Origin of the sequence: Bradyrhizobium sp. Leo170 (genome assembly GCF_004296405.1) — a bacterium.
Classification (GTDB): domain Bacteria; phylum Pseudomonadota; class Alphaproteobacteria; order Rhizobiales; family Xanthobacteraceae; genus Bradyrhizobium.
The window spans coordinates 1-16430 of sequence record NZ_PSRR01000189.1 but is presented as its reverse complement, the minus strand read 5'-3'; the positions used below and the strand labels follow the sequence as shown (position 1 = coordinate 16430).

At 64.1% G+C, this 16430-nt stretch carries 20 protein-coding genes, 2 pseudogenes and 1 riboswitch; of the genes and pseudogenes, 20 read left to right on the top strand and 2 right to left on the bottom strand.

What is annotated here, in order from left to right; translation table 11 throughout:
- The 9 genes and pseudogenes from CWO89_RS47155 to cobJ all read left to right on the top strand — a co-directional run.
- A partial coding sequence (locus CWO89_RS47155; RefSeq protein WP_207234581.1) for a hypothetical protein occupies nucleotides 1-293 on the top strand: 293 nt, incomplete at its 5' end.
- Nucleotides 294-1000: 707 nt separating this feature from the next.
- Nucleotides 1001-1183, top strand: coding sequence for a hypothetical protein (locus tag CWO89_RS26910; protein ID WP_028162308.1), 183 nt, complete (start codon nucleotides 1001-1003; stop codon nucleotides 1181-1183).
- A 21-nt stretch (nucleotides 1184-1204) separates the two neighbouring features.
- Nucleotides 1205-1500: pseudogene (locus CWO89_RS26905) on the top strand (CobD/CbiB family cobalamin biosynthesis protein); the annotation flags it as partial.
- 52 nt (nucleotides 1501-1552) lie between these two features.
- Nucleotides 1553-1753 carry a hypothetical protein gene (locus CWO89_RS47150; protein WP_207231130.1) on the top strand — a complete coding sequence of 67 codons (201 nt, stop codon included), beginning with the start codon at nucleotides 1553-1555 and terminating at the stop codon, nucleotides 1751-1753.
- A gap of 117 nt (nucleotides 1754-1870) precedes the next feature.
- Nucleotides 1871-2084: riboswitch (cobalamin riboswitch) on the top strand.
- 94 nt (nucleotides 2085-2178) lie between these two features.
- Nucleotides 2179-2550, top strand: a complete 372-nt coding sequence (locus tag CWO89_RS26895) for a DUF1636 family protein (protein ID WP_130229647.1) — start codon at nucleotides 2179-2181, stop codon at nucleotides 2548-2550.
- 97 nt (nucleotides 2551-2647) lie between these two features.
- Nucleotides 2648-3811 (top strand): precorrin-3B synthase, encoded by a 1164-nt coding sequence (cobG, locus tag CWO89_RS26890; RefSeq protein ID WP_028162311.1) that lies wholly within the window; start codon nucleotides 2648-2650, stop codon nucleotides 3809-3811.
- Nucleotides 3811-4440 carry a precorrin-8X methylmutase gene (locus tag CWO89_RS26885; protein ID WP_130581643.1) on the top strand — a complete coding sequence of 210 codons (630 nt, stop codon included), beginning with the start codon at nucleotides 3811-3813 and terminating at the stop codon, nucleotides 4438-4440. Before cobG ends, CWO89_RS26885 begins: the two co-directional genes overlap by 1 nt.
- Nucleotides 4441-4442: 2 nt before the next feature.
- Nucleotides 4443-5174: a precorrin-2 C(20)-methyltransferase gene (locus tag CWO89_RS26880; RefSeq protein WP_028162313.1), complete on the top strand. Its 732-nt coding sequence runs from the start codon at nucleotides 4443-4445 to the stop codon at nucleotides 5172-5174.
- Nucleotides 5171-5905 (top strand): precorrin-3B C(17)-methyltransferase, encoded by a 735-nt coding sequence (gene cobJ, locus CWO89_RS26875; protein WP_028162314.1) that lies wholly within the window; start codon nucleotides 5171-5173, stop codon nucleotides 5903-5905. The genes CWO89_RS26880 and cobJ overlap by 4 nt, the downstream gene beginning before the upstream one ends.
- Here the strand turns inward: cobJ and CWO89_RS26870 are convergent.
- Nucleotides 5881-6627 (bottom strand): cobalt-precorrin-6A reductase, encoded by a 747-nt coding sequence (locus CWO89_RS26870; protein ID WP_028162315.1) that lies wholly within the window; start codon nucleotides 6625-6627, stop codon nucleotides 5881-5883. The genes cobJ and CWO89_RS26870 overlap by 25 nt on opposite strands.
- Here CWO89_RS26870 and CWO89_RS26865 point away from each other — a divergent pair.
- The 7 genes from CWO89_RS26865 to cobF all read left to right on the top strand — a co-directional run bounded on the left by CWO89_RS26865 (nucleotide 6626) and on the right by cobF (nucleotide 12661).
- A complete protein-coding gene (locus CWO89_RS26865) occupies nucleotides 6626-7807 on the top strand; it encodes a bifunctional cobalt-precorrin-7 (C(5))-methyltransferase/cobalt-precorrin-6B (C(15))-methyltransferase (protein WP_028162316.1) in 1182 nt (393 codons plus the stop codon). The genes CWO89_RS26870 and CWO89_RS26865 overlap by 2 nt on opposite strands.
- Nucleotides 7804-8172: a cobalamin biosynthesis protein gene (locus tag CWO89_RS26860; protein ID WP_028162317.1), complete on the top strand. Its 369-nt coding sequence runs from the start codon at nucleotides 7804-7806 to the stop codon at nucleotides 8170-8172. Before CWO89_RS26865 ends, CWO89_RS26860 begins: the two co-directional genes overlap by 4 nt.
- The gene (cobM, locus tag CWO89_RS26855; RefSeq protein WP_028162318.1) at nucleotides 8169-8951 is read left to right on the top strand and encodes a precorrin-4 C(11)-methyltransferase; all 783 of its coding nucleotides are present in this window, start codon (nucleotides 8169-8171) and stop codon (nucleotides 8949-8951) included. The genes CWO89_RS26860 and cobM overlap by 4 nt, the downstream gene beginning before the upstream one ends.
- Nucleotides 8951-10261 (top strand): cobyrinic acid a,c-diamide synthase CobB, encoded by a 1311-nt coding sequence (locus tag CWO89_RS26850; protein ID WP_028162319.1) that lies wholly within the window; start codon nucleotides 8951-8953, stop codon nucleotides 10259-10261. Before cobM ends, CWO89_RS26850 begins: the two co-directional genes overlap by 1 nt.
- The gene (gene cobA, locus CWO89_RS26845) at nucleotides 10258-10986 is read left to right on the top strand and encodes a uroporphyrinogen-III C-methyltransferase (RefSeq protein WP_028162320.1); all 729 of its coding nucleotides are present in this window, start codon (nucleotides 10258-10260) and stop codon (nucleotides 10984-10986) included. The genes CWO89_RS26850 and cobA overlap by 4 nt, the downstream gene beginning before the upstream one ends.
- A 202-nt stretch (nucleotides 10987-11188) precedes the next feature.
- Nucleotides 11189-11866 (top strand): energy-coupling factor ABC transporter permease, encoded by a 678-nt coding sequence (locus CWO89_RS26840; RefSeq protein ID WP_130229644.1) that lies wholly within the window; start codon nucleotides 11189-11191, stop codon nucleotides 11864-11866.
- A 45-nt stretch (nucleotides 11867-11911) separates the two neighbouring features.
- Complete coding sequence (cobF, locus tag CWO89_RS26835; protein ID WP_028162322.1) at nucleotides 11912-12661, top strand: precorrin-6A synthase (deacetylating); 750 nt, start codon at nucleotides 11912-11914, stop codon at nucleotides 12659-12661.
- Between the two features lie 129 nt (nucleotides 12662-12790).
- On the opposite strand, the pseudogene CWO89_RS26830 reads toward cobF, so the two are convergent.
- Nucleotides 12791-13123: pseudogene (locus tag CWO89_RS26830) on the bottom strand (PepSY domain-containing protein); the annotation flags it as partial.
- A 220-nt stretch (nucleotides 13124-13343) separates the two neighbouring features.
- Here CWO89_RS26830 and CWO89_RS26825 point away from each other — a divergent pair.
- From CWO89_RS26825 to CWO89_RS26810, 4 genes are all read left to right on the top strand, one after another.
- Complete coding sequence (locus tag CWO89_RS26825) at nucleotides 13344-13595, top strand: helix-turn-helix domain-containing protein (RefSeq protein ID WP_028162324.1); 252 nt, start codon at nucleotides 13344-13346, stop codon at nucleotides 13593-13595.
- The gene (locus CWO89_RS26820; RefSeq protein ID WP_130581641.1) at nucleotides 13595-14902 is read left to right on the top strand and encodes a type II toxin-antitoxin system HipA family toxin; all 1308 of its coding nucleotides are present in this window, start codon (nucleotides 13595-13597) and stop codon (nucleotides 14900-14902) included. Before CWO89_RS26825 ends, CWO89_RS26820 begins: the two co-directional genes overlap by 1 nt.
- 82 nt (nucleotides 14903-14984) lie before the next feature.
- Nucleotides 14985-15512 carry an RES family NAD+ phosphorylase gene (locus tag CWO89_RS26815; RefSeq protein ID WP_051396547.1) on the top strand — a complete coding sequence of 176 codons (528 nt, stop codon included), beginning with the start codon at nucleotides 14985-14987 and terminating at the stop codon, nucleotides 15510-15512.
- 403 nt (nucleotides 15513-15915) lie between these two features.
- On the top strand, nucleotides 15916-16410 hold the full coding sequence (locus CWO89_RS26810) for a hypothetical protein (RefSeq protein WP_028162326.1): 495 nt from the start codon (nucleotides 15916-15918) through the stop codon (nucleotides 16408-16410).
- Nucleotides 16411-16430 lie beyond the last annotated feature (20 nt).

Sequence of the window (16430 nt, the reverse complement as noted above, 5' to 3'; positions counted from 1 at the left end):
CCTATGACGAGGTCGCCGAAGGGCCAATACCGGAAGTAGCCAGCCTAATCGATCACCCGGTCGATGCGGGCGCTGAACGTCGGCGAAAATTCGAGCGATCCGCTCCGTCAATCTTCCGCGCGCCAGGTGACTACCTATTCAAATGCCGCGATTGCAAGCACAACGGCGGCAAGGATCGGACCTGCATCGGCGACAAGCGGGCGATCATGTGCGCTGACTGCGCCTACGCACTGCCCAATGATCACGAACCTAGAAATATCGCCACGGACAAGCACCCGCAATCTGTGCGTTAGGAACTTTGTTCAATCTCAAGATCCTTCTAATATTTGCACTGCCGCAGGCAGGACAGAAGTACCAAGACTCACTTGCGATTACCCTCGGACCCGGACTGGGATTGCTACCGCACATCGTTCGATGACATTGAAAACCGTCACAAGCATCATAACCGATGAATGCAACTTCAGGGGCGGGATAACCTGAACAATACACTTTCGTTCCAGTCCAGCATTTGTCACCGTCCCCTTTTGAATCACTCCTCACGTATGTCATTCCCAGATCGGTGCAGTCTGCTGGCGACCCAAAGCGAAATGGGGCTGTCCCGATCCAGATTCCCCGGCTCCGCAAATGCATCCCTGGTTAGCAAGATAGCGCTTACTGCGAAGACTATCCTGAATAGGATCATAGAAGAGCCTCCCTATCTGTGACAGATGTGGAGGGGGATATCTGACCCACCGCAGAAGATATTTGAGCAACCAGAGACGCCTGTAAAGAAAGATCCGTATGTCGCACGACTCACCAGTGGTCAATCGCGCTCATTGCTTTCCTTTTGCTTCATGATTTCGCGGAGAGACTTCGGCCGCGGAGGTGACCTGTAGCGGCCCTCCCACGAGGCCGCGATCACGCCCTCGAAGGGAGCTTCCCCCGAGTGCAACTCGGCATTCCGCTATCGGTTGTGACTAGTTTAGCGTTCGCCGCGCCAGGCCCTGCCACCGAAATGCCCATGCCGATCCTCGACGAGACAACGCAGCCTGATCCGGCAGGGATGGAGGAGGTGCTAAATCGAAATGACCATCATACGCTGGATGCGAAGGACCATCACGGGTCGATGTCGCATTTGGGTCAAACTGAAGAAGAACGTGCGGTGATGGCCGAACAATTCGCAGGCGCATATTTGCTGAAGTAGAAATCCCGGCTTGGTCGGGGTGGGGTACCTGGCATTGCCGGCTACAAGGCGATCAACGCACTGGACTCTATGATCGGCCATCATACGCCGCGACACGAAGCTCTTGGTTGGGCTGCGGCGCGCGCATCGATGATGTGGCAAACTTCATTCCAGCTCGCCTGACCGCTGTTCTCTTCGTGCTGCGCGCCCCGGTCTTCGCAGGGTGGTCATGCATGATGCGCGATGCGAACCGGCGCCGCTCGATTAATGCCGGCTGGCTCGAAGCCGCCATAGCTGGAGCGCTCGGCGAGCGGCTCAGCGGTCCGCGAGCGTATCACGAGACCATCGCGGCGGGAACTCGAGGCGCTCGCGAGGGCTGAGCTCGCGATCGTGGTCAACCCGAACGATCCCGACGGAAAGCATCATGATCAGAGTGAACTTCTTTCGATCCTGCCGCGTGTCGGCCGTCTAGTGATCGACGAAAGCTTTACCGAGCTAGCCCTGGCTTATCACCTGCGCCCGATCAGTCCCTCTTCGCCGTCCTTGGTCGCCCTGATCTTTCGCGGACCATCTCCTTTTTCGCCATTTTGATGGCGTGGCGGGCGTCGGTGGAGCCCTCGGGCGCGACGATGTCCCCGTCCTCGGCGGCATCTGGTTCGGACATCATCCGGCGTGGTCCCTTTGGCTTGACAAGTTGCGGCCCAGAGCAAATGGTCGGCCCGCGTTGGTGCCTGTTCTGCGACAGGCGAAGAGGGAATGCGATAGGGCTCGAGCCAAACGGCTTGGCCTGAAAAGCAGCCGCCCCCGCGACCGTGACCGGAGAGATGCCCGAAGCTGATCCCCTGGGGATCGGGAAGGCGGGGATCGAAGGGAAAGACCCTGCTCCGCAAGCCGGGAGACCTGCCAGCGCAACGTTGAGACCGGCGGACGGGGTGTTCCGCGACGGGGAAAGCGAAGCCTCCTCAAGGACGGTTCGTGCACCTCATCGCTTCCCGCCGTCAATTCAGGAAGGGGCGATGATCGTCACTCTTCACGTTTGCATCACATGCCGCCCGGGCCAGACGCTCGGGGAAGGCGAGATTACGCCCGGTGCGCGCCTGCATGCCGCTATTCTCGACGCGGGCGTGCCTGACGGCGTCGTCGTTCCCGTCGAATGCCTGTCCGCCTGTAACCAGGGCTGCTCGGTCGCGCTCAGCGCGCCGGGACGGTGGTCCTATGTCTACGGTCGCTTGTCCGATGGCAACGCGCACGACGTGATTGCCGGCGCGTCAGCTTACGCGGCGGCACCCGATGGCATCGTGCCATGGCGCAGCCGGCCGGAGATCTTCCGCAAACAATCGCTCGCTCGCATTCCACCTATCGCCGCCCTGCCAGAAGCCGCGGAATGAACACGCTCGCAAAAGTCCCTGTCACGGTCGTCACTGGCTTGGCATCACTCTGGAAGACGCGCCGAAATTCGATCGCGGCTGCGCCGCGCGAGGCGTCATGAGTACGGTCGCTATCAAGGGCTGGTGCCCTGGCGCGTTGCGGCCGATGCAGTCAGGCGACGGGCTCGTGGTCCGCGTGCGCCCCTATGGCGGAAGGCTCGATGCGGCACAGGCGGCAGGGCTGGCTGATCTGGCAGAGTGTTACGGCAACGGCTTGATCGACTTGACCAGCCGGGCCAACTTCCAGATCAGAGGCGTGAGTGATCAGGGACACTTGTCTCTGCTCGACGGTCTCGCCCAATTGAAGCTGCTTGACCATGATCCGGAGGCCGAGTCGCATCGCAACATCCTGGTGACACCGTTCTGGGGCATAGGCGATGACACGCGTTCGCTCGCAGCCGAACTGGAGCAGGCCCTTGCCGGCAGTGGGCTAGCTCTTCCGACCAAATTTGGCTTCGCTGTCGATGACGGCAAGGAACGGGTGCTTGCTGGCGCATCCGCGGACATTCGGATCGAGCGTGGCCGCGCGGGCGGCCTTTTGGTGCGCGCCGATGGCGCTGAGTTTGGTCGCTCCGTTACGCGCGGCGACGCTGTGAGCGTTGCAGTCGCGCTTGCCGAATGGTTCATTACCTCAGGCGGCACCAGCGGCAGGCGAGGGCGCATGGCCGCCCACATCATGGCCGGCGCGAGATTGCCGGATGCACTGCTCGGTAGGACCGAGCCCGCACCGACGATCGCTGTGCCTCGTCCCGGTCTTTGTCCGCTGGGTGCGATGGTCGGCGTCGCATTCGGGCAACTGCCCCATTCGGCGCTTCGGCTTATTGCCGCAGATGCGCAAGGGTTGCGTATGACACCGTGGCGGATGATTCTTGCTGAGGGAGCACGCACGATGCCGCGCGGTGCGGACCTCATCACCGAGGCCGATGACCCAGCGCTTCGCGTCATCGCTTGCAGCGGCGCGCCGCGCTGCCGCGAGGCTCTTGCCGATACCCGCACGCTGGCTGCCGCGCTTGCGCCGCACATCGCCGCGGACGCGCGCCTCCACGTTTCGGGCTGCGCCAAGGGCTGCGCGCATTCCGGGGCGACCGCGATCACGCTGGTTGCGACCAGCGCCGGATTCGATCTCATCCGCGACGGCTCGCCGCGCGCCGCGCCAGTTATGCGTGGCTTGAGCCACGGCGTCATCATCGAAAATCCCTCCATGCTGGCGGGAGGACGCTGATGCCGCACATTTATGAAACCGACGGTGCAGCGATCTATCGACAGTCCTTTGCCACCATCCGCGCCGAGGCGGACTTGACGCGCTTCACGCCCGATGAAGAACAGGTGGTCGTGCGCATGATCCATGCCGCCGGCATGGTAGGGCTCGAGGCCCATATCCGTTTCACGCCCGGCATGGTGGCGGCGGCGCGGGATGCGCTGCAGGCCGGCGCGCCCGTACTTTGCGACACGCGTATGGTGTCCGAGGGGATTACACGCGCGCGGTTGCCGGCGGTCAATGCCATCGTCTGCACGCTCGGCGACCCCGCCGCTCACGTACTGGCACAATCCATGCGCGATACCCGTTCGGCCGCGGCACTGGAACTGTGGCGACCGCACCTCGATGGCGCCCTTGTCGCGATCGGCAACGCGCCCACCGCGCTGTTTCACCTCCTCAACATGCTGGAGGATCGCGATTGCCCGAGGCCGGCTGCAATCATTGGCTGTCCGGTCGGCTTCGTCGGCGCGGCTGAATCCAAGGCCGCGCTGATGGCCGATCCGCCGGCGCCCGCCCTGACAATTGAAGGACGCCTCGGCGGCTCGGCGATCACCGTCGCCGCCGTGAACGCGCTCGCGAGCCGGAGCGAATAGCGATGGGGCGCATCATTTGCTGCGGCCTCGGGCCAGGCAATCCGGACTTGATGAGCGTGCGCGCGGACCGCGAGGTGCGCGCAGCCAGGCACGTCGCCTATTTCCGCAAGAAAGGGCGTCCCGGTCAGGCCCGCCGCATTGTCGAAGGCATGCTGGCCGCCAATGTCTCCGAATATCCGATGGAATATCCGGTCACCACCGAGCTCTCCTTCGACAGTCCGGATTACCTTCGCGTGCTCGCCGGCTTCTATGAAGAATGGGCGGAGCGTCTGGCGCGGCTTGCGCTCGCGGTCGATGTCGTCGTGCTCTGCGAAGGCGATCCCTACTTCTATGGCTCCTTCATGCATTTGCACGCGGGCCTGCGAGGCCGCGTCGAGATCGAGGTGATCGCGGGCATTCCGGGCATGGCCGGCTGCTGGAATGTGGTCGGTCAGCCGATTGCGTTGGGCGATGACGTGACGACCGTCTTGATGGGCACAATGGCGGAGGATGAACTCGAACGGCGGATGCGCAATTCGGACGCGCTCGTCGTCATGAAGACCGGGCGCAACCTCCAAAAGGTGCGCCGTGCGCTCGCCTCCGCCGGTCGTCTCAATGATGCCTGGCTGGTCGAGCGCGGCACCATGCCGGGCGAGCGTGTCGCGCGGCTGGTCGATGTCGAGGAAACCGATTGCCCCTATTTTGCAATCGTGCTCGTGCATGGAACGGGATGGCGCGCGGACAACATCGCATGACGGGATCGCTGACGATCGCGGGACTTGGGCCGGGCGATGAGGCGCTGGTCACGCCGGAGGTGACGGCCGCGCTAGCTACCGCGACCGACATTCTGGGCTATGCGCCCTATGTCGCGCGCGTAGCGCCGCGCGAAGGGCTCACGTTCCATCCGTCGGACAATCGCATGGAGTTGCAACGCGCAGCCCACGCTTTGCGGCTGGCATCAGAGGGACGCAACGTGGTGCTGGTATCCTCTGGCGATTCCGGCATCTTTGCGATGGCTTCTGCCGTGTTCGAAGCGCTCGAAGAGACGCCGCAATACCAGGGGCTTCCGATCCGGGTGCTCCCTGGCGTGACCGCAATGCTGGCGGCGGCCGCGCGCGCCGGCGCGCCGCTCGGACACGATTTCTGTGCCATTAATCTCTCCGACAATCTGAAATCGTGGGCGGTGATCGAGAAACGGCTGCGGCTTGCGGCCGAAGCTGATTTTGCCATCGCGATGTACAATCCGCGCTCGGCGAGCCGGCTGGAGGGATTTGGACGCGCGCTCTCAGTGTTGAAGGAGGCCGGGTGCGGCGACCGTCTCGTGATATTCGCGCGCGCGGTCAGCACACCCGATGAGCGGATTGAAATGATCAAATTGAGCGAGGCGTTGCCCGAGATGGCCGACATGCGTACGCTCGTGATCATCGGCAATTCGGCGACGCGACGCGTTGGCCGCTGGGTCTATGCGCCGAGGCACGCCCGATGACCGAGCCATTGCATCACCTCGGCCACGCTTTCCATCCGCGTCCGCTCAGGCAGAGGCGGCCGCGAGATCATGATCACGGGAAGGCCGAGCGCACGCGCAGCGTCGATTTTTGCGCGCGCGCCTTCGCCCCCGGAATTGCGGGCGACAATCCATTCGATGCCGCGCGTGCGCATCATCTCCAGCTCACTTTGAAGAGTGAATGGCCCGCGCGACACGATGACGTCGGCATCGAATGGCAGTGCGCCCTCGGGCGGGTCGACGAATCGCAAGGTGTAGGCATGCTGCGGCTTCGCGCCGAACGGCGCGATGTGTTGCCGGCCGATGGCAAGAAAGACGCGCGCCCGATTTTCCGGCAAGGCGGCGACGGCGGACGCGACATCCGCAACCTCGATCCAGTTATCGTCAGTCGCCTTGGCCCAAGGCACACGCTCGATCGCGATCAGAGGCGTTCCGCTTGCCGCGCACGCGGCAGCCGCGTTGCGGCTCATTTCGGCCGCAAACGGATGGGTTGCATCAACGACATGCGTAATGGCTTCGCGGCGAATATAGTCGGCAAGTCCGTTCGCGCCGCCGAATCCACCGACGCGGGTGGGCAGTGGCTGGTCGGCGGGGTTGCGGGTGCGTCCGCCATAGGAGTAGATCGCTTCGAGGCCCGCCCGCGCAATTGCTGCAGCGAGCAAATTGGCCTCAGTCGTTCCGCCCAGAATGAGGGCGCGCGTCATGGCTGATCCCTGGCTGACCATCATCGGTATCGGCGAGGATGGCCTTGCCGGCCTCTCCGAGGCAAGCCGAAAGGCGCTTTTTGAAGCCGAAACCGTCTTTGGTGGCGAGCGCCATCTTGCGCTCGCAGGCATAACCGAACGCACCCGGCCCTGGCCAGTGCCGTTCGATGCCGACGCTGTGCTGAGCTGCCGCGGCCGCCCGACGGCGGTGCTCGCCTCGGGCGACCCGTTCTGGCATGGCGTCGGCGGCAGTCTTGCGGAGAAGCTCGAGGCAGGCGAGTGGATCGCGCATTCCGCGCCTTCGACATTCTCGCTCGCCGCAGCGCGGCTCGGCTGGCGTCTTGAGTCCGTCATCTGTCTCGGACTGCACGCCGCGCCGTTCGAACGGCTCGTGCCGCATCTCGCGCGCGGCGCACAGATCATTTGCCTGGTGCGCGATGCCAGGGCGGCTGGTGACCTTGCGAGATGGTTGACAGAGCAGGGGTGGGACGCATCGTCGTTCTGGACCCTCGCCGCGCTGGGCGGCCCACGTGAGAAGATCATGCAGCATCGCGCAGACAGCTATGCCGGTGATTTGGCCGATGGCCCGGTCGCGGTTGCGCTGAAGGCCAGCGGAGCACAAGGCATCACCCGCAGTTCGGGGCTGCCGGACGATCTCTTCGCGCATGATGGCCAGATGACGAAGCGGCCGGTGCGTGCGCTCGCTCTTTCGGCGCTGGCGCCGCGACTGGGCGAACGGTTGTGGGATATCGGCGCAGGCTCTGGCTCGATCTCGATCGAATGGGCGCTGTGCGGCGGGATCGCGGTGGCCGTCGAGGCGCGCGATGACCGCGCCGCGAACATCCGCCGCAATGCAGCGAGTTTCGGGCTGTCGCACCGGGTCACCGTCATTGGCGGGACTGCTCCCGACGCTCTCGCTGCACTTGAAACGCCGGATGCTGTGTTCCTCGGCGGAGGTCTCGACAGCGCGATGTTCGATGCCGTCTGGTCGCGCGTTGTCCCGGGTACGCGGCTGGTCGCGCACGCCATAACGCTCGAGACGGAAGCGTTTCTCGTGGAACTGCACCACCGCCACGGCGGCGGGTTGATGCGGATCGAGCTCGCGCATGCAGGACGACTCGGCCATTACCGCTCCTGGGAGGCGACACGGCCGGTCGTGCAATGGAGCGTGGTCAGATGAAGGTCGCGGGCTTGGGATTCCAACGCGACGCCACGCTCGACGCGCTCCGCGAAGCGCTCGTGGCGGCCGGCGGACCCGCCGGAATCGCGGCGGTGGCAACCGTTAGCGACAAGGCGGAAGCGGGTGCCCTGAAGTTGCTCGCGCGAGAATGCGGCGTGCCGATCAAGGCGATTCCAGCTGAAGTTCTGACAGGCATCGCAACGCCGACTCAGTCAAAACTCATCAGGGACAAGTTTGGCACGGGATCGGTCGCCGAGGCTGCCGCGCTCGCCGCGGCCGGCCGTCGCGCGCGGCTAATTTCGAGGCGGTCGATCTCGCAGGACCGGACGGCAACCGCTGCCATTGCGGAGGGAGACGGCGAATGACGGTGCATTTCATCGGTGCAGGGCCGGGCGCCGCGGATCTCTTGACCTTGCGTGGCCGCGATCTCATCGCCTCTTGTCCGATCTGTCTCTATGCCGGCTCGCTGGTGCCGGCGGGCGTGCTGGCGCATTGCCCGCAAGGCGCGCGAATCGTTAACACCGCGCCACTGTCGCTCGACGAGATCATCGCAGAAATCGCAGGTGCGCATGCCGACGGCAAGGATGTGGCACGGCTGCACTCGGGTGATCTCTCGATCTGGTCGGCGATGGGCGAACAATTGCGCCGCCTGCGCGCGCTCGGTATTTCATATTCCGTGACGCCGGGTGTTCCCGCCTTTTCCGCGGCCGCGGCAGCGCTGCAAGCTGAGCTGACATTGCCGGGGTTGGCCCAATCGGTGGTGCTGACGCGTACGCCGGGCCGGGCCAGCGCGATGCCGGAGGGCGAGAATCTCGCCGCGTTCGCCGCAACCGGCGCGGTGCTCGCCATTCATCTGTCGATCCATTTACTCGATAAGGTCGTCGCCGAACTCGCGCCGCATTACGGCGCGGACTGCCCGGTGGCGATCGTCTGGCGCGCGAGCTGGCCAGACCAGCGCATCGTCCGCGCCACGCTCGCCACAGTTGAAGCCGCTCTTGGTGCTGAGCTCGAGCGGACCGCACTCATCCTGGTGGGCAAGACCTTGGGTTCGGAGGAGTTTGCCGAGAGTCGTCTCTACGCCGCCGACTATGATCGCCGCTACCGGCCGATCGGGCCGGTACCGCGCTTTCCGGAGGCGTCGTGATGGGGGCGGGCCTCGTCATCTCGGCGCCGGCCTCCGGCGTCGGCAAGACGACGCTGACGCTGGCGCTCGCGCGCGCCTATCGCGACCGCGGATTGAAGGTGCAGTGCTTCAAGAGCGGGCCCGATTATATCGACCCGGCGTTTCATGCCGCCGCCGCCGGATGCCCGTCCGTCAACGTGGACAGTTGGGCGATGGATCGCGCGGCGATCGAGCACCTCGTTGGCCGTGGTGCGGATGCCGACCTCGTTCTAACCGAGGGTTCGATGGGCTTGTTTGACGGCGCGGCCGCACGCGGCGTCTCCGGCACCGGCGCCACCGCCGACATTGCCGAGATGATCGGTTGGCCAGTGCTGCTCGTGATCGATCCGTGCGGACAGGCCCAGACGGCCGCGGCCGTGGCCGCGGGTCTGCGCGATTTTCGCGCGGGTGTGCGCCTTGCCTGTGTCGTGTTGAATCGCGTCGCGAGTCCGCGCCACGAGGAGCTCGTGCGCAGTGCCTTCGCCAATGCCGGCATACCCGTGCTCGGGGCCTTGCCTCGCCACGCCGAAATCAGCTTGCCGAAACGGCATCTCGGCCTGGTGCAGGCGGAGGAGCAGGCTCAGATCAGTGGCCTGATCGGTGAGGCCGCGCGCTTCGTCAGCGCGCATGTCGATCTCGACGCCGTGCTGCAAGCGGCGTCCAGCTGGTCGCCGCAACCGTCCGCGCGCGGGCTCGGCGTCGATCCGCCCGGTCAACGCATTACGCTCGCTCGCGATGCGGCGTTCTCCTTTGTCTATCCGCATATGTTGGAGGCCTGGCGCTCCGCGGGCGCCGAGATCACGACCTTCTCGCCGCTCGCCGATGAAGGCCCCGATGAAAGCGCCGATGTGTGCTGGCTGCCCGGCGGCTATCCCGAACTGCACGCCGGCCGCCTCACGGCCAACGCACGATTTCGCACCGCTCTCCGCGCCTTTGCGGCGACGCGCCCCGTGCACGGCGAATGTGGGGGTTATATGGTGCTGGGTGCGGCTTTGGCGGATGCCGAAGGCGCGCGCCACGAGATGGTCGGCTTGCTCGGTCTGGAGACGAGCTTTGCCAAACGTCGCATGCACCTCGGCTATCGTCTCGCCGAGCTCGCGGCGCCGATCCCTGGACATCAAGCCGGCGCGCGCTTGCGTGGCCATGAGTTTCACTATTCCACGATCGTCGCACAGCCAGATACGCCGCTCGCAGTCGTCCGCGACGCGACCGGGGCGATCGTCGCCGAGACCGGCTCGCGGCGCGGTCACGCGACCGGCACATTCTTTCACCTGATTGCGGAGGACCGGTGAGGGGCTTCGTCTCTTTCATCTCCGCCGGTCCCGGCGATCCCGAGCTCCTGACGTTGAAAGGGGCCGCGCGGCTTCGCGAGGCCGACGTCGTACTCTATGACGATCTCGCGTCAGGCGCGATCCTCGACCGTGTCCGTCCCGGCGCCAATCTCGTCGCGGTTGGAAAACGCGCCGGCCGTCCCTCGACCAAGCAGCAGCATGTCAACCGGCTCCTGGTCGACTATGCCTCGACCGGCGCGCGCGTGGTGCGCCTGAAATCCGGCGATGCCGGCGTCTTCGGCCGTCTCGAAGAGGAGATCGAGACGCTGCGCGCGGCTGATATCGGCTATGAGATCATTCCCGGCGTGACCGCGGCCTGCGCTGCCGCCGCGCAGGCCGGCGTTCCGTTGACGCGACGCCACACGTCGCGCCGGGTCCAGTTCGTGACCGCAGCCGATGTCACCGGCGAATTGCCGCAAAATCTCAATTGGGCGGCCCTCGCCGATTCGGAAGCAACCACCGTGGTCTATATGGGCCGGCGGACATTCCCCGCTCTGGCGGCAAAGCTGATCGCGCATGGTCTTGCGCCTGATACCCCGGCGCTGCTTGCGGAATCCTTAGGCCACTCCGATGAGCGGCTTGTCCGCACCACCATCGCAGAGCTCGCCGAACGTCTTGCGCAAGCCGAAGCCGTGACCAAAGCCGCCGTCATTCTGTTCGGCGCGCTTGCAGGAGATTCTGCCTGATGATGTCGGCGTCCGCCCTCGCTCGCCCCTTGACGCCTGCTGTTCGAAAAGAGCACACAAGAGGGCATGGTGCTCGAAGCGGCGCAAAGCGCCGGAACATAATCGGGAATGGGGTAGGGCGGACCCATTGCGCGCGCCCGGAAGCCCCGGCCGCCCGTGGACCCAGGGCCGTCGGGTGTGACGGCAGGAAGGACTTGAGATCATGCATATCGAACCGGGAATCGTAACGGGCGCCAAGCTCGTGTTGAGTTATGCGACGGGCATCGCCGCGGGCGCTGTCGCGCTCAAGCTCGCGGTCGAGACCGTGCGCGAGCAGGGCATCGGATCGTTGGCTGTGCGGATAATGGCCACGACAGCGCTTGTGCTCACGTTCTTCGAGATCCTGCCGCATTTCTCGGTCGGGGTCTCCGAGGTGCACTTCATCCTCGGCTCGACGTTGTTCTTATTGTTCGGCGCGGCGCCAGCTGCCTTGGGACTTGCGCTCGGTCTACTGTTGCAGGGACTATTCTTCGTGCCGACCGATCTGCCGCAATACGGCATGAACGTCACGACGCTGTTGGTGCCACTATTTGCGATCCAGGCGCTCGGCCAGCGCATCGTTCCACGCAACACGGCCTATGTGGACTTGCAATATCGCCAGGCCCTCGCGCTCTCGACTGCATACCAGTCGGGCATCGTGGCGTGGGTCGCCTTCTGGGCGCTCTATGGTGCGGGCTTTGGCGCCGCCAATCTCGCCAACATCGAGACCTTCGCGGCGTCCTATGCGCTAGTCGTATTGATCGAGCCGTTGGCCGATCTCGCCGTGTTGGCGCTCGCCAAATCGCTGCGTGCCGTGACCGCGGAGGGGTTCGTCACCCGCCGCCTGCACAACGCTGCCTAGAGACAATGCGAACGGCGGCCGCCATGGCCGCTCTTCGCTCAAGCAATGCTCACGATCTCCTTGATAGGCATCGGTTGCGGCGATCCCGAGCAACTCACGCTCGCGGCAATCCGTGCCATCAACGCAGCCGATCTCATTCTCATTCCGCGCAAGGGAATGGCGAAGTCCGAGCTCGCCGAATTGCGGCGGGCCATTTGCAAAGACGTACTTACCAATGCAGCGGCACGCATCGCGGAATTCGACCTGCCGGTTCGTGACGCAGACGAAACGGATTACCGCAAGCGCGTGGACGAATGGCACGACGCGGTCGCCGCAACCTGGTCGCAGACGATCACCGGCCATTTGGGACGCGAGGGGCGGATTGCGCTGCTGATCTGGGGCGATCCTTCGCTCTATGACTCGTCCCTGCGCATCGCGCGACGGCTCGATCCCACACCTATGATCGAAGTGATCCCCGGCATAACGTCGATCCAGGCATTGTGCGCGGCCCACGCGCTGCCGTTGAACGATGTCGGCGAGCCTTTTCTGGTCACGACGGGACGGCGGTTGCGCGAAGGCGGCTGGCCGCCCGGCACCGATACCGTGGTCGTGATGCTCGACGGTGGCACGGCGTTTCAGTCGCTCGACGCGCACGGCCTGCACATCTGGTGGGGCGCCTATCTCGGTACGCCGGATCAGATCATTATGTCGGGCGAGCTATCCGAGATGGGTCCGCGCATCACTGCCGCGCGGCAGGAGGCGCGCGCACGGCACGGGTGGATCATGGACAGCTACATTCTCAAACGTAGATCGTGAAGCGGCCATTCGTCGCGCGAACGGAACAGAGGTACGGCAACATGCTCCCTCAATGGGTCTATCAGAAGTGCCCCGGAATCTCTGCCGTCCATCGCGAGGCGGCCGTCGCGGTTGCTCTAAAACTGTCCGCTAGGATCGCAGTCGCCGCCAACCTATCACGATACCGCTCGTCGACACGACGATTCCAATGAGCGACAGGAGCACCATCACGGTGTCCCATGCCGGGCGATGGCGCAGCAGCAGCGGAAAATCTAGACTGTGCATGGCATTGAATAGCCAGCGATACGTCCGGCGGCTATTGTCGACGCGGCCGAGAATGTCGCCATTGCGCGGATCAATGTAGAACCAGCTCTGAGCCGCGTCCTCGAAGCCCACGCGCAGCACCGGCAGAGGGCGCTCATTGTGATGCGAATACCAATAAGCATCGAACCACGTTTGTGGGTGCGCTTCTCGATCCGAAGCCGGTGAACGCGCACTTGCAGGACACCATTCGTCGTTACCGCAAGCTCATGGGGAATGAGGAGCGAGAGCCTGAAAGCCGCCCGCAGGGTAGGAGGGCGGCTATACGCTAAAGCGTATTTATATGGTGTATACGCTGAAAGGTATATCCATTTTTAACCTCTGAAGCGTATATTGACATTTAACCTCTAGAGCGTATATGGCGTGCCTAGAGAGGTACGCCGTGGACCAGATCGCCCGAACGCCCAAGCAAATCGGAGATGCCATCCGCCGGCAACGCCGCAACCTTGGCCTGAACCAGACCCGCGTCAGGGACAAGACAAAGCTACGGCAAGCAACTATCTCGGCCGTCGAGAGTGGCGCGCCCGGGACTCAGCTCGGAACGCTTTGTGATATTCTCGCAGCGCTCGACCTCGAGTTCGTTATCCGTCCCAGGACGAAGGCAAAGCCGGCCGAGATCGAGGACATCTTTTGATGGCTCGCCCGCGGCGGCATATCCCGCTCAATGTCTTCTTGAACGGCCGTCTCGTCGGGCGCCTGAACAGGCAATCCAGCGGCGCAATCGACTTTCAGTACGATCCGTCCTGGCTTGCCTGGGAGCATGCGCTGCCCGTGTCGCTATCTCTGCCTCTGCGTGAGGACCGCTATATCGGTGCGCCTGTCATCGCCGTCTTCGACAATCTCCTGCCCGACAGCACGCCCATCCGTCGTCGCATGGCGGAGCGAGTCCACGCTCAGGGCATCGACGCTTACGACCTACTTGCCCCTGTCGGACGGGATTGCGTCGGCGCACTGCAATTCCTGCCGGACGGTATCGAACCCGGCGCCGCCGGTGCTGTCGACGGCAGACCTGTTAACGACAAGGAAATCGCGCAGCTTCTCGGCGACCTTGCATCGGCTCCCCTTGGGCTTGGCGAGGACGAGGACTTTCGGATCTCGATCGCCGGCGCCCAGGAAAAGACCGCGCTCTTGTTCTGGAAAGGGCGTTGGTACAAGCCGCTGGCGACTACAGCTACGACGCACATCCTCAAACCGCAGATTGGCCGACTGCCGAACGGCATCGATCTTTCCTACAGCGTCGAGAATGAGTTCTTCTGTCTCAAGCTGACAGCCGCCCTTGGGTTTCCGAGCGCCCCGGTCGCCATTGAGGAGTTTGAGGGTAACCGCGTGCTCGTGGTCGAGCGGTTCGATCGCCGCTGGACCAGCGACAACCGTCTCCTGCGTTTGCCCCAAGAGGATTGCTGCCAGGCTTTGTCCGTGCCGCCATCCTTGAAATACGAATCCGAGGGCGGGCCCGGTATTCCAGCTATCCTCAATCTGCTGAAAGGGAGCGATCAGCCAGAGGCAGATCAAACGACGTTTCTGAAAGCCGTGATTGCCTTCTGGCTTCTCGGTGCCACGGATGGGCACGCCAAAAATTTCAGCGTCTTTCTCTCTCCCGGCGGTCGCTTCCGCATGACCCCGCTCTACGATGTGATCTCAGCGCAGCCCAGCCTCGACGCAGGCCAGATCAAGCGTAACAAGATGAAGCTGGCCATGGCCGTCGGTGATAGCCGTCACTACGTCGTCGACAGCGTCATGCCGCGCCATTTTGTCCAGACCGCTGCCAAGGCAGGGATTGGCGCGGGACTCGTGACCGCGATCTTCGATGAGCTGCGCGCACAGGCGCCGGCGGCGGTCGAACAGGTCACCGCGGCGCTCCCGAAGGCATTTCCTGCCGAAGTCGCTGATAGCATCAATAATGGGGTCAAGGCTCGTCTGCGCAGGTTGGAGGATGCGTGATGCCAAAGATCGATGTGCCACCAGTTAATCGAAGCCGAGGGGCATCTCTGCCCATCGCCACGCTGGACCAGCGAGATTGATCATGGGGCCAAAGCTCGATTCAGCGATGCTCCAGAACTGGAATCTGGCCCCATTCACCTATGAGAATCCCGAGGGCACAACATTCTTTGCCCCCGAGCGATCCTGCCTGGAGCTCGCCGACACGCCCCAAACGGCCCTGGCGGTCTCGATCGCGCGCCGTTCGCGATTCCTGTCGCGCACAAAGGAAGCGGCAGCCGGCCTCGACATGCGGATGTTGAAGACCCCCGTCGAGGGGAAGTTCATCGACCTGCGCACCGTGTCGGCCGAACTTCCGCGAGAGCAACGCTGGTCATTGGGCAACGCGGTCCCAGCCGACATCGACGGTGTCCTGTTTCGGCCGGCCGAGCGCCCCACGGCAACGGCGATTGCCGTCCTCAAGGGACAGGCGCTCGGCCGATCGATTCAGACAACGCACTATCGCTTTGAATGGAACGGCGTTCGCATCGACAGGCTCTACGCCTTCGACGAGGAAGGTACTGTCCTGCAACCCGAGATTCTCGCGGGAAAGGAGGAGGTTCTTGCAGCGTAGAATCGAAATGGCGCTGTCCTGGGCAAAGGCCGTTTGGCGCGCGATCTGGTCACGCCGACCATTCACGCCGCGTCGCTCGCCCACGCAACGACACACGCCGGAACCGCGGACCCGCCTTGCGCATTGGCGGGGGACCGGTTCAGCACCAGCAGGCCATTGGACCGCCTGTCACCCCTCCACCGAGCACATCTTCAAGGCCGAGGTCACGTGTTCGCATGGTCACCGACTTACACTCAAGGGGCATTCCATCAGCGCCAGGGGCCAGGTTCAGCCGAGCGTGATTTGCAGGCATCCCGGCTGCGACTTCCACGAATTCGTCATGCTCGACAACTGGTCGCACCGGCGAGCGGCGCAGACCGCGCTGCCGCGCTAGCGAGAACGGGCAACCAGGGTCCTCGGCAACATGAAGCGTCACACCGTCATCGTCGAGGGCACTCTCTCCTTTCGCATGCAACGTGTCGCAGCGGCGCGTGCGGGAGACCACGGCCGCGATGTCGCCACACTACCGCTGCTCGCGGCCCGCCTCGCGGGTGGCTTCAGCCGACCCGCCGATCACGCCACCCTTGTCCCCATCGTCGGTCGAGCGCTCGCGGAGCTCGCGTTCGAAGAGCTTGAGGCAGTCAAGACCAGGCCCGGCATGGCGCGGGCCGTGCTTGCAGTCCTGGCGCGCGTATGGGCCGCAGACATTCGATTCGATGATCCGCTTTATGCGAGCGCCCGCCTGCTCGATCTGGGGCGCATCGAGACCTATCTGCGCGACCAACTGCCCATCGGCGCGCTGCCTCCGGACCTTCGCGACCAGGCGATTGTGGGTGTAGGACATGCGCCTGCGACCATCGGCAGCCTGCATTTCCACCGGCTGATCTCCATCGACCCGCTATGGCGACCGTGTGAATAAGCGCCGAACTCTGACCCCCC